Source organism: Streptomyces sp. B21-083 (assembly GCF_036898825.1).
In the GTDB taxonomy this organism is placed as follows: Bacteria; Actinomycetota; Actinomycetes; order Streptomycetales; family Streptomycetaceae; genus Streptomyces.
The window spans coordinates 3,682,067-3,694,377 of the sequence record NZ_JARUND010000001.1; the positions used below are offsets into that span (position 1 = coordinate 3,682,067).

General features: G+C 70.8%; 11 protein-coding genes. 4 read left to right on the forward strand and 7 right to left on the reverse strand.

Annotation, left to right across the window (positions count from 1 at the left end; genetic code table 11):
* Positions 1 to 29: 29 nt before the first annotated feature.
* A complete protein-coding gene (locus QA861_RS16535) occupies positions 30 to 884 on the reverse strand; it encodes a bifunctional methylenetetrahydrofolate dehydrogenase/methenyltetrahydrofolate cyclohydrolase (RefSeq protein WP_334589083.1) in 855 nt (284 codons plus the stop codon).
* Positions 885 to 1,160: 276 nt separating this feature from the next.
* Here QA861_RS16535 and QA861_RS16540 point away from each other — a divergent pair, with 276 nt between their 5' ends.
* A complete protein-coding gene (locus QA861_RS16540; RefSeq protein WP_334589084.1) occupies positions 1,161 to 1,859 on the forward strand; it encodes an RDD family protein in 699 nt (232 codons plus the stop codon).
* A 116-nt stretch (positions 1,860 to 1,975) separates the two neighbouring features.
* Here QA861_RS16540 and QA861_RS16545 read toward each other — a convergent pair whose 3' ends face one another.
* Positions 1,976 to 2,182, reverse strand: a complete 207-nt coding sequence (locus QA861_RS16545; RefSeq protein ID WP_334589085.1) for a peptidase inhibitor family I36 protein — start codon at positions 2,180 to 2,182, stop codon at positions 1,976 to 1,978.
* A 268-nt stretch (positions 2,183 to 2,450) separates the two neighbouring features.
* Here QA861_RS16545 and QA861_RS16550 point away from each other — a divergent pair, with 268 nt between their 5' ends.
* Positions 2,451 to 3,518, forward strand: coding sequence for a helix-turn-helix domain-containing protein (locus tag QA861_RS16550; RefSeq protein WP_334589086.1), 1,068 nt, complete (start codon positions 2,451 to 2,453; stop codon positions 3,516 to 3,518).
* 103 nt (positions 3,519 to 3,621) lie between these two features.
* Here the strand turns inward: QA861_RS16550 and purH are convergent, their stop codons facing one another.
* Together purH and purN are read right to left on the reverse strand one after the other, a co-directional pair.
* Entirely contained in the window at positions 3,622 to 5,193 is a 1,572-nt protein-coding gene (gene purH, locus QA861_RS16555; RefSeq protein ID WP_443041559.1) for a bifunctional phosphoribosylaminoimidazolecarboxamide formyltransferase/IMP cyclohydrolase, read from the reverse strand.
* An 8-nt stretch (positions 5,194 to 5,201) separates the two neighbouring features.
* Positions 5,202 to 5,831, reverse strand: a complete 630-nt coding sequence (gene purN / locus QA861_RS16560) for a phosphoribosylglycinamide formyltransferase (RefSeq protein ID WP_334589088.1) — start codon at positions 5,829 to 5,831, stop codon at positions 5,202 to 5,204.
* A gap of 303 nt (positions 5,832 to 6,134) precedes the next feature.
* On the opposite strand from purN, the gene QA861_RS16565 reads away from it, so the two are divergent.
* Positions 6,135 to 6,923: a hypothetical protein gene (locus tag QA861_RS16565; RefSeq protein ID WP_334589089.1), complete on the forward strand. Its 789-nt coding sequence runs from the start codon at positions 6,135 to 6,137 to the stop codon at positions 6,921 to 6,923.
* A 41-nt stretch (positions 6,924 to 6,964) separates the two neighbouring features.
* Here the strand turns inward: QA861_RS16565 and QA861_RS16570 are convergent, their stop codons facing one another.
* Complete coding sequence (locus QA861_RS16570; protein ID WP_334589090.1) at positions 6,965 to 8,629, reverse strand: cell division protein PerM; 1,665 nt, start codon at positions 8,627 to 8,629, stop codon at positions 6,965 to 6,967.
* Between the two features lie 97 nt (positions 8,630 to 8,726).
* Between QA861_RS16570 and QA861_RS16575 the strand changes: the two genes are divergently transcribed.
* Entirely contained in the window at positions 8,727 to 9,782 is a 1,056-nt protein-coding gene (locus tag QA861_RS16575; protein WP_334589091.1) for a helix-turn-helix domain-containing protein, read from the forward strand.
* Between the two features lie 90 nt (positions 9,783 to 9,872).
* Here QA861_RS16575 and sucD read toward each other — a convergent pair whose 3' ends face one another.
* Positions 9,873 to 10,757, reverse strand: coding sequence for a succinate--CoA ligase subunit alpha (gene sucD, locus QA861_RS16580; protein WP_334589093.1), 885 nt, complete (start codon positions 10,755 to 10,757; stop codon positions 9,873 to 9,875).
* A gap of 21 nt (positions 10,758 to 10,778) precedes the next feature.
* Positions 10,779 to 11,957 carry an ADP-forming succinate--CoA ligase subunit beta gene (gene sucC / locus QA861_RS16585; protein WP_006383804.1) on the reverse strand — a complete coding sequence of 393 codons (1,179 nt, stop codon included), beginning with the start codon at positions 11,955 to 11,957 and terminating at the stop codon, positions 10,779 to 10,781.
* Between the last annotated feature and the right edge of the window lie 354 nt (positions 11,958 to 12,311).

The following is a 12,311-nucleotide window of genomic DNA, read 5'->3' on the forward strand; positions in this document are numbered from 1 at the left end:
TCGCGGGCTCCGCCCGCCTGTCCTCCGCCTCAGCCGACACTGCGCTCCGCCGCCTCGACCACGTTGACGAGCAGCTGGGCGCGGGTCATCGGGCCGACTCCGCCGGGGTTCGGGGAGATCCAGGCCGCGACCTCGGCCACGCCCGGGTGGACGTCGCCCACGATCTTGCCCTCGGCGTTGCGTGAGACACCGACGTCGAGGACGGCGGCGCCCGGCTTCACGTCCTCGGGGCGGACGAGGTGGGCCGAGCCCGCGGCGGCGACGATGATGTCCGCCCGCTTCAGGTGCGAGGACAGGTCACGCGTACCGGTGTGGCACTGCGTCACCGTCGCGTTCTCGCTGCGCCGGGTGAGCAGCAGCGGCATCGGGCGGCCGATGGTGACACCGCGGCCGACGACCACGACCTCCGCGCCCTTGATCTCGACGCCGTGGGCGCGGAGCAGGGTGAGGATGCCGTTGGGGGTGCAGGGAAGCGGGGCCGGCTCGTTCAGGACGAGGCGGCCGAGGTTCATCGGGTGAAGGCCGTCGGCGTCCTTGTCGGGGTCCATCAGTTCGAGGATGCGGTTCTCGTCGATGCCCTTGGGCAGGGGCAGCTGGACGATGTAACCGGTGCAGGCGGGGTCCTCGTTCAGCTCGCGGACCGCCGCCTCGATCTCCTCCTGGGTGGCCGTGGCGGGCAGTTCGCGCTGGATGGAGGCGATGCCCACCTGCGCGCAGTCGCGGTGCTTGCCGGCGACGTACTTCTGGCTGCCGGGGTCTTCCCCGACGAGGATCGTGCCGAGGCCGGGCGTGACGCCCTTCTCCTTCAGCGCCGCCACGCGGGCGGTCAGATCGGACTTGATCGCGGTTGCGGTGGCCTTGCCATCGAGAATCTGGGCGGTCATGCCCCCATCCTCGCGGATTACGGGGTCCCGGTTCCAATCAGGGTCCCTTCCGGGGCCGTCTGTGCACCGTATTCCGGTTTCATCCCTCGTACGCCCATGATCACCGATGTTGCACTTGCACAACTCCTGCCGGATGCGGCTGGACAAGGGCTTACCTGGCCAACGACGATGAACGGCGCAGTCTCGCGGTCCGCGTTGGGGGGCAAACCGCTCATTTCCTGATGTTCCTCCATGCCATCCGCGTCGTCCCCGCAGTGCAACGGAGGAAAACCAGCCATGAGTTTCGGCTCGCCGCAAAACCCCTACGGCCAACCCCAGGATCCCCAGCAGGGTTACGGCTATCCCCAGCAGCAGCCCGGCCAGCCGGGTCAGCCGGGTCAGCCCGGTTACGGCTACCCGCAGGCCCCCCAGGGGGTTCCGCAGCAGGGCTACGGCTACCCGCAGCAGCCCGGCTACCCCCAGCAGCCCGGATACCCCGGCGGCCCCGGCCCCAAGGTCGCCTCGATGGGCCGGCGCTTCGGTGCCCGTGTGATCGACTGGCTGGTCCTCGGTGTCGTCTACTTCGCGCTGAGCTTCGCGGGCATCGCGAGCTTCATCAACTCGGCCAAGGACTGCGACGTCAACGCCGCCGACTACAACACCTGCATGAACAACGCGAGCGCGGACATGATGGGCAAGCTCGGCGCCGTGTTCGGCTTCCTCGCTCTCGCCGGCCTGCTCTACGAGTGGCTGATGACCGGCCTGCTCGGCGCGACGCTCGGCAAGATGGCCGTCGGCATCCGCGTCGTGAAGGTCGAGACCGGCCAGAAGCCCGGGCTGGGCGCGGCGTTCATCCGCTGGATCATTCCGATCGTCGGCAGCCTCGCCTGCGGCATCGGCCAGCTCATCGTGTTCCTGTCCCCGTTCTGGGACAAGTCGGGCCGCCAGCAGGGCTGGCACGACAAGGCCGCGAGCACGATGGTCATCCAGAGGTAGCACTGACCGCAAGGCGTCGCGTTCACGCCGTTCGTCGTCCAGGGCCGTGTCTCACCCTTCCCGGGGGAGACACGGCCCTGGTGCGTCGCCCCGCGCCCGAAGTCGCGCTCGCGGGCTCAGCCGCAGCTGCCGCTGATCCACTTGTGGGAGCGGACCTTGTAGGTGCCGGCGTTCCACACCGACTTCACGTTCGTCGTGGCGGCCCATGAGCAACGGATCGAGCCGCCCTGCCAGTCGGGGTCGGCGGCGTCCCACGAACACTTCTGCCCGGTGAAGTTGGCGCCCGTCCAGAAACAGACGTCGCCGCGTACGGAAAACTTCATGGGACTGATCTCCTTGAGTTCGTCGACCGAGATGCCGACCGGTGGGTCGACCACCGCATCGACCACTGCGTCGACCGGTGCTCGGACAGCCAGACGCTGACAAGGCACGCACTCGCCGGGCAAGAAATCGGGCCCGCTGGGATGCCGGGACTGGGGGACGCCGTTCGCCTGGCACGTTCCGAGATCGTTGGAACGGCCATGGGACGGCCCTCATGGCACAGTGGCCCGGCTACTGGAGCGTCTGACCAACGTGCCATGGGGGGAAACCATGCCCGCACACCCGGAATCAGAACAACTCGCCGCGATGCTGCGCGCGTTGAAGAACAGATCAGGACTCAGCTACGAAGCACTCGCGAAGCGGACCGACATCGCCGGCTCGACACTGCACCGCTACTGCAAGGGCACCTCGGTGCCGCAGGACTACGGAAGCGTCCACCGCCTCGGCACCGTCTGCGGCGCGGCCCCGGACGAACTGCGCTCGCTGCACCGGCTCTGGGCGCTCGCGGACACGGCCCGGCTCAAGGAGAGCGGGGAGCCGAATGTGGAGGCGAGCGCGGAGGCGTATGCGGAAGCGGACGGAGAGGCGAACGGGGAGACCGGGGACACGGTGACGGAGCCGGGCGACGAGGTACCCGTGACGCCGGCCCCCGCCCCGGTGCGCCGCTCCCGCTACTCCGTCGTCGCCGCCGCGGTGGCCGCGGTCGTGACGCTCGGCGTCTCCGCCTGGGTCCTGTCGACGGAGGAGGCGTCGTCCGACAGCCATGACGACCGCGTGCTGTTCTCTGCGGGCTGTCGTTCGGTGGTGGCCATGGGCGAGCACGACACCTGCGTCCACGAGGTGCAGCAGTTGCTGCACGACAGGGGCGCGGACATCGGCGTCGACTCGGACTTCGGGCCGCAGACCCTGCGCCGGGTCACCGCGTTCCAGGTGTTCGCCGGCCTCCCGCCCAACGGGATCGTGGACGACGCGACGAAGAAGGCGCTGTACTCGTCGCCGAGGGTGCGCATGAACGTGTGGTCGCCGGAGAAGGTGCGGCAGCGCATCCGTACGGTGTTCAAGGAGGCGCCCGCCAAGGCCGTCGCCATCGCGGACTGCCAGTCCTTCCTGGACCCGCTGCACATCCTGCCCAACACCAACGGCACCCGTAACTGGGGCGTGTTCCAGATCTCCGACGCCCGGCTGCGCGAGCTGGGCGGCACACCGCTGCTGGCGCTGGACCCGGCGTGGAACATCACGGCGGCCAAGCGCCTGTGGGACAAGGACCACGACTTCCACGACTGGCCGAACTGCGAACGAGCCGTCGGCGACACGGCGTCGCCCACGCAACACCCCTGACCGGTCGGGGCAGCCCGCGTATGCGCGATCCCGCTCACGAAAACGCCCGCGGCCCACCGGAACGGATTCCGGTGGGCCGCAGCACGCACAAGACACACATGACTCAGTGGAAGAAGTGCCGCGTCCCCGTGAAGTACATGGTGACGCCCGCCTTCTGCGCCGCCTCGACCACCAGCTCGTCGCGCATCGAACCGCCGGGCTGCACGATCGCCTTGACGCCGGCCGCCGTGAGGATCTCCAGCCCGTCCGGGAACGGGAAGAACGCGTCCGAGGCCGCGTACGCGCCGCGCGCCCGCTCCTCCCCGGCCCGCTCGACCGCGAGCTTCGCCGAGTCGACGCGGTTGACCTGGCCCATGCCGACGCCGACCGAGGCGCCGTCCTTGGCGAGGAGGATGGCGTTGGACTTGACCGCGCGGCACGCCTTCCAGGCGAAGGCGAGTTCCGCGAGCTCGGACGCGGACAGCGCCTCGCCCGTCGCCAGGGTCCAGTTGGCCGGGTCGTCGCCGTCCGCCTGGAGACGGTCCGTCACCTGGAGGAGGGCGCCGCCGTCGATGGGCTTGACCTCGGCGGGGTGCGAGGGCGCGGCCGGGGCCTTCAGGACGCGGATGTTCTTCTTCTTGGCGAGGGCTTCGAGGGCGCCGTCCTCGTAGTCGGGCGCGACGATGACCTCGGTGAAGATCTCGGCGACCTGCTCGGCCAACTCCTTGCTGACCGGCCGGTTGACGGCGATGACCCCGCCGAACGCCGACAGCGGGTCACACGCGTGGGCCTTGCGATGCGCCTCGGCGACGTCCGAACCGACCGCGATACCGCAGGGGTTGGCGTGCTTGATGATCGCGACGCAGGGCTCGTCGTGGTCGTACGCGGCACGGCGGGCGGCGTCCGTGTCCGTGTAGTTGTTGTACGACATCTCCTTGCCGTGCAGCTGCTCGGCCTCGGCGAGACCGGTACCCGTGCCGTCGACGTAGAGCGCGGCGGGCTGGTGCGGGTTCTCGCCGTAGCGCAGGGTGCTCTTGCGCTCCAGGGCGGCGGCGATGAACTCGGGGAACGGGGAGTCGTCGGCGGGCGCGTAGGCGCTCGCGAACCAACTGGAGACAGCGATGTCGTACTCGGCGGTGTGCCGGAAGGCCTCGGCGGCCAGCCGCTTGCGGGCGGTGAGGTCGAAGCCGCCGTCCTTGACCGCGGCCAGGACGTCGGCGTACCGCTCCGGGCTGGTGACCACGGCCACCGACGGGTGGTTCTTGGCGGCGGCGCGGACCATCGACGGGCCGCCGATGTCGATCTGCTCCACGCACTCGTCGGGCGAGGCGCCGGAGGCGACCGTCTCGCGGAACGGGTACAGGTTGACGACGACCAGGTCGAAGGGCTCGACGCCCAGCTCGGCGAGCTGGTTGCGGTGGTCCTCCAGGCGCAGGTCGGCGAGGATGCCCGCGTGCACCTTGGGGTGCAGGGTCTTGACCCGGCCGTCCAGGCACTCGGGGAAGCCGGTGAGCTCCTCGACCTTCGTGACAGGGACGCCGGCGGCGGCGATCCGGCCCGCCGTCGATCCGGTGGAGACGAGTTCCACACCGGCCTCGTGCAGACCACGGGCCAGCTCTTCCAGACCGGTCTTGTCGTAGACGCTGACGAGCGCCCGGCGAAGGGCCCGCTTGTTGCTCTCGGCGGTGACAGTGATGTCGGCGGTCACTGGATAACTACCTTTCGTCCCTCAATGCGATAGCCGTTGCGGGCGAGCCGCCCCACGACATCGACGAGCAGCGTTCGCTCGACTTCCTTGATGCGCTCGTGCAGAGCGCTCTCGTCGTCCTCGTCCCGGATCTCCACCACGCCCTGAGCGATGATCGGACCGGTGTCGACACCGTCGTCGACGAAGTGGACGGTGCAGCCGGTGACCCTGGCGCCGTACGCGAGCGCGTCGCGAACGCCGTGGGCCCCCGGAAAACTGGGCAGCAGGGCGGGATGCGTGTTGACGAACCGCCCGCCGAACAGGGCCAGGAACTCCTTGCCCACGATCTTCATGAACCCGGCGGAGACGACCAGATCGGGTTCGTACGCGGCCACCGCCCCGGCGAGCGCCGCGTCCCACTCCGCCCGGGTGCCGTGGTCCTTCACCCGGCACACGAAGGTCGGCAGCCCGGCACGCTCCGCGCGCGCGAGCCCCTCGATGCCGTCGCGGTCGGCCCCGACGGCGACGATCTCGGCCCCGTAGGCCTCGGTGCCGGTGGCCGCGATGGTGTCGAGGAGCGCCTGCAGATTCGTACCGGATCCGGAGACCAGCACGACAAGGCGCTTGGCGGCCTGGGACTCGGCCACGGCGGGGCCCTTTCTCGGGGGAGCGTTTGTACGGTCGTACGAATGCTTCGCGCCCCGGGATACGGGGAAGTCTACGAAGCGGCCGACCGGCAGCAACGATACCGGCACTCCGGACAGCCCCCACGGGACGGGGGCGTGGCCGGAAGGTAGCGTCTGGGAGGAGCCGGTTCGGGAACGCGGTCGTCATGCGGTGCGTTCACGGGGTGACGGCTCATGCCGGGACAGCCTTAATCGGCAGCCGTGAACCAACGGCTGTGATCAACCGTGATCAACCGTGATCAACAAGGGGAAGACGCTCACTTGATGTCCGACCGCAGCCTGCGACTCCTCACGCTCACCCCGCAGTCGGTGCTGCTGCGGGAGCGCCCCGCGTCGCCGCCCGACGCGCCCTCGGGCAAGAAGACCGGCGACTCCGGCGCGAACGGCGACGGGCAGGGAAGCGCGGCCCAGGACGACAACCCGTTCGCCCCGCCGCCGGAGGGCACACCGGACAAGCCGTGGCAGCCCCGGCGTCCGGCGGGCGACGACGCCTCGGGCGACGCCGGTCACTCCCCGTGGGGCAGCCAGTGGAGCGACCGGCAGCCCGGTCGTTCCCCGGGCGGCTTCGGCGACCGCTCCGGCCGGGCCGGCGGACAGGGCGGCCCCGAGGGTGCGGGCGACGGATCGGGCACCGACCCCCGCTGGGACCCGACGGACCCGGCCCAGCGCCACGCGCGGTTCGCACTGTTGTGCGGTATGTGGGCCTTCTTCTTCGCCCTCTTCGGCTGGCCCTACGTGGCACTGCTGCTCGGCGCGCTCGCCCTGAACTGGGGCATCAGCGCCCTGCGCGCCAAGCCCCGCACGCCGAACCCGGACGCCCCGGCGCCCTCACCGGGCACGGGCGGCGTGAAGCGGCAGCAGCGGACGGCCGCGATCAGCGGCCTGGTCACGGCATCCCTCGCCCTCGCCATGGTCGCCGGGACGATCGCCCTCCAGTTCGTGTACCGCGACTACTACACGTGCGCGAACGACGCGCTCACGACCACCTCCCAGAAGGCCTGCAACGACCTGCTCCCGCAGCCACTCCGGAAGGTGTTCGGCACGAACAGCTAGGACCGGGCCCGCGACGGGGAGGGGCCTCGGTACAGCTACGGCTACGTCTCTTTCGGTTCCTGTTGCGGTTCCTGTTCCTGCGGCGGCGTCGACGAGGCCTCCTTCAGCGCCGCCCAGCGGGCCTCTCGGGACGCGGTGTCGCCGTACCAGGGCGAAGGTGACCCGGACGGTGACGCTGATGCTGACGGCAGGTCGGTGGGCAGGAAGTCGTAGACGGCCTCCAGCCCGTAGGGGTCGCTCGCCTCGTACGCCCCGTACACCTCATACGCGTCGTCGGCCGTGCTCCCCTGCGGCTTCCGCGTCCCGGCGGGTGCCGCTGTGGGCCTCAGCTTCAGCGTGCCGGTGTCGGCGCCCGAGCCCTTCGGCCGCTTCCGCAGCCGCCAGGCGCGCAGCCCCAGGGCCGTCGGGACGGCGACGGCCGCCGTCCACGCCAGCGTCGCCGCGCCCGTCTGCCACCACACCGGCCCGACATGTGCGAGGGCGCCACTTCCGAGCGGCCCGCCCGCCAGAGCGGCCAGCGCCGCGAGCGCGCCCGCGCACAGGGCGGCGGCAAGACCCGCGTTCGCGGCGGTACGCCCGCCCGACCAGGGCGTTCTCCCCTTGCCGGGGCCTGCCGCCGCCCGCGCCGTGAACCATGCCAGCGTCAGTCCGGCCGCCACCGGCACGGCGATGACCGCCCAGGCCAGCGGGGTGCCCGGTCCGGCACCAGGTACCGCCGACAGCAGCGGGAAGGGCGGCAACAGCGGCGCCGGGTCGGAGGCCAGCGGTCCCGTGACATGGTCCGCGCCGAGGGTGAAGCCCGGGCCGAGGGCGTAGGCCGCACCCCACAGCGCCGCGTTGGGGATCAGGGCCAGACACAGCAGCAGTACGGCGATCCGGCCCGACCACGCCTCCGTGAGCTGGAGGAAGGAGGTCCGGGCGGCCCCGCCGTGTCCCACCAGCGACACCGCGACGAGCAGTGCCCCGCCCCCGACGAACACGGCGGTACCGGCACTGGCGGCCCGGCCGGCGGCCAGGAAGCGACCACGGGCATCCGGGTCCAGGACCGGCCGGCGTACCGGCCTGGGCAGCAGACGCAGCACCCGGGGTGACACGGGTCCGTGCGGGCGGCCGTACGCCGTCCACACGCCGGCGCCCGCCGCCGCCATGGTGAGCAGCGGCACGCGGACGACCGTCGACACCCAGTCGGGCCGCAGGCCGCCCCCGGACGCGTACAGCGCGACACACCCGCCGACGGCCAGATAGCCGGCGACGACACCGAGCCAGACGGGGCGGGCTGGAAGGGGAGGCGCGTCCGGTGCCGCCCCCTCCTCCTCCGGGCCCTCCGTCGCGTCGCGGGCGGCGCGGTGCAGCAGCCAGACCGGAAGCGCGAGCAGCAGAAGGGGGGTGACGCCGACGGGGGCGGGGGCGCCGGACAGGCCGTCCACCCGGACGAGTTCGACTCCGTGGGCGAGCAGCCAGAGCGCGGCGGCGATGTGCAGGGCACCGTCGGGGCCGCTGTCCGGGTACGGCGAGCTGATCCACAGCACCATGACGAGCACGGCGAACGAACCGAGCCCGAGCCCGGCCGCGACCGCGCCGCCGAGCAGGCCGGCACCCAGTCCGGGAGAGCGGTCACGCACTCGGTCGCGGATCCGGTCACGGACCCGGGTACGCAGGAGCGGGAAGGGAAGCCGGCGGTCGGTCGTCTGGGTCACGAACGCCATGCTGCCAACGACACGCGCTTTCCCGCCGTAACAGGTGAACTTACGACGTGTCACTCAATATACGTTTTATGTACTTTTACGTGCGAAGAGGCACCCGGTGACGCAGAGCCCCGCCATCCCGCTGCCCCCGCCCGCCGAACGCCGACGTCTGCGCGAGTCCCAGTCGCTGACGCAGGCTCAGGTCGCCCAACGGGTGGGCGTCAGCCGCGAGACGGTACGCGCGTGGGAGACCGGCCGCACGACACCGCGCGGACGCAGGGCCCACACGTACGCGAGCCTGCTGGCAGCGGCCCCGACGCGCACCGCCGCGACCACCGCCTCGACGACGGCCACCGCTGCCGTCGCCGCCGTCCCGCTGACGCCCGCTCAGGCCTTCGACGCGCTCTACGCGTTCTGCGCCCCGGCCCTCGTACGGCAGACCTATCTCCTCACCGGGCGGCGGGAGTTGGCGCGCGAGTCCGTCGAGCGTGCGTTCCAGCTGGCCTGGCACCGCTGGCCCGAGGTGGCCGTGGACCCGGACCCTGCGGGGTGGGTGCGCGCGACAGCGTACGAGTGTGCCCTCTCCCCCTGGCATCGCTTCCGCGCCCGGCACCGCCACCCGGAGGCCCCGCCCGCCGACGCGTCGGACCGCGCGCTGCTGTCCGTCCTCCTGAAACTCCCCCCGCCGTACCGGCGCACCCTGCTCCTCCACGACGGCGTGGGCCTCGGCCTGGCCGAGACGGCGGCGGAGACGGAGGCGAGCACCCGCGCGGCGGCGAACCGGCTTCTGCACGCCCGCGAGACGGTGGCGACCCGCCTGCCGGACCTCCAGGACCCGGTCCGCCTCGCGTCCCGCCTTGCGGGCCTGGCCACCCACGCCCGGCTGCGTGCCGCCCGCGCGTCGACCGTCCGCGCGGGCAGCGAACGGCGCGCCCGGAACTGGACGCAGGCGGCGATCGCGTTCACCGTCGCGCTGATCGGCGCCACCGCGTTCACCCTCCACACGGCCCCGACGCGCTACGAGCCACCGGTGGCCCCGGGGGCGACCGTGCGGGGGGTGCCACCACAGGCGGCCCCGGGACCGCTGTCCCGGACGGAACTGAAGCTGCGCAAGAAGCTGCTGCAGAGCACGACACCGACCGGTCCGGAAAGAGTTCTGCCGGAGCCGAGGTGAGAGCCGAGGTGAGGTGAGGTGCCCCCGCGCCAACGCCAGTGGGCCCGCCCCGACAAGGGGAACGGGCCCACCAAGGTTCAGCTGACCGACTCAGCCGGCGAGGATCTCGCGCGCCAGCTTCGCCGTCTCGGTCGGCGTCTTGCCGACCTTCACACCGGCGGCCTCAAGGGCTTCCTTCTTCGCGGCGGCCGTGCCGGAGGAGCCGGAGACGATGGCGCCGGCGTGGCCCATCGTCTTGCCCTCGGGCGCGGTGAAGCCCGCGACGTAACCGACGACCGGCTTCGTCACGTTCTTCGCGATGAAGTCCGCGGCACGCTCCTCCGCGTCACCCCCGATCTCACCGATCATCACGATCAGCTCGGTGTCGGGGTCCGCCTCGAACGCGGCCAGCGCGTCGATGTGCGTCGTACCGATGACCGGGTCGCCACCGATACCGACGGCCGACGAGAAGCCGATGTCACGCAGCTCGTACATCATCTGGTACGTCAGCGTGCCCGACTTCGAGACCAGACCGATACGGCCCGGCTTCGTGATGTCGCCCGGGATGATGCCGGCGTTCGACTGGCCCGGCGTGATGAGACCGGGGCAGTTCGGGCCGATGATGCGGGTCTTGTTGCCCTTCGACTTCGCGTACGCCCAGAAGGCGGCGGAGTCGTGGACGGCGATGCCCTCGGTGATGACGACCGCGAGGGGGATCTCCGCGTCGATCGCCTCGACCACGGCGGCCTTGGCGAAGGCCGGCGGTACGAAGAGGACCGATACGTTCGCGCCCGTCTTCTCGATCGCCTCGGCGACCGTGCCGAAGACCGGGATCTCGGTACCGTCGATGTCGACGGAGGTACCCGCCTTGCGCGGGTTCACACCGCCGACGATGTTGGAGCCGTCCGCCAGCATGAGCTTGGTGTGCTTCATGCCCGTGGCACCGGTCATGCCCTGGACGATGATCTTGCTGTCCTTGTTCAGGAAGATAGCCATGGCTGTTCTGTCCCTCTTCCCTTACTTCGCAGCCGCGAGCTCGGCGGCCTTGTCGGCCGCGCCGTCCATGGTGTCCACGCGCTGGACCAGCGGGTGGTTGGCGTCGGAGAGGATCTTGCGACCCAGCTCGGCGTTGTTGCCGTCGAGGCGGACGACGAGGGGCTTGGTGACTTCCTCGCCCTTGTCCGCGAGCAGCTGCAGCGCCTGCACGATGCCGTTGGCGACCTCGTCGCAGGCGGTGATGCCGCCGAAGACGTTGACGAAGACGGACTTGACGTCCGGGTCGCCGAGGATGATCTCCAGGCCGTTCGCCATGACGGCGGCGGAGGCGCCACCGCCGATGTCGAGGAAGTTGGCGGGCTTGACCCCACCGTGCGCCTCACCGGCGTACGCGACGACGTCGAGGGTGCTCATGACGAGCCCCGCGCCGTTGCCGATGATGCCGACCTCACCGTCGAGCTTGACGTAGTTGAGGTTCTTGGCCTTCGCGGCGGCCTCGAGCGGGTTGGCCGCGTCCTTGTCCTCAAGCGCCGCGTGCTCCGGCTGGCGGAACTCGGCGTTCTCGTCGAGGGACACCTTGCCGTCGAGGGCGATGACCTTGCCGGAGGCGACCTTCGCGAGGGGGTTGACCTCGACGAGGAGGGCGTCCTCCTTGATGAAGGTGTCCCACAGCGTCACGAGGATCTCCGCGACCTGCTCGGCGACCTCGGCCGGGAACTTCGCCTGGGCGACGATCTCGCGGGCCTTCTCGATGCTCACGCCCTCGTTGGCGTCGACCGGGACCTTCGCGAGGGCCTCGGGGTTCTCCTCCGCGACGACCTCGATCTCCACGCCGCCCTGGACGGACGCCATGGCGAGGAAGGTGCGGTTGGTGCGGTCGAGGAGGTACGAGACGTAGTACTCCTCGACGATCTCGGGCGCGGTCTCGGCGATCATCACCTTGTGGACCGTGTGGCCCTTGATGTCCATGCCGAGGATGTCCGTCGCCCGGGCGACGGCCTCGTCCGGGGTGGCGGCGAGCTTCACGCCGCCGGCCTTGCCACGCCCACCGACCTTCACCTGCGCCTTGATGACGGACTTGCCGCCAAGACGCTCCGTCGCCGCGCGGGCCGCCTCAGGCGTGTCGATGACTTCACCGGCCAGCACCGGTACACCGTGCTTGGCGAAGAGGTCCCTCGCCTGGTACTCGAACAGGTCCACGCGCGTCCGTCCCTATCAGTGATCTCGCGGTTCGTTGTCTGCGTGGGCGTGCCGCGAAGGGCAACGTGACGTCCGCTGTGTCACAAGGGTGGCGCACACGATGACCGAGTGCGCGGCATGTCCGTCCCGCAGGTTATCGCCGCACCCCGCAGGTCCCTAAATCAGGAATCACACCTGAGCGGTGATACCTGTCACAGAGTGCCACTCTCGGCCCCAAATCAGCCCTCGCTCGCCCCTCGCTGGGGGCGTAAAGACGCGTTAGGGACGCATAGGGGGCAAAGGTGAGGCCTCACCGGGCCGGGGTGAGCCCGGTGAGGCCTCCGGAAGGTCCGCCAACGGTGTTGACGGTCCTCC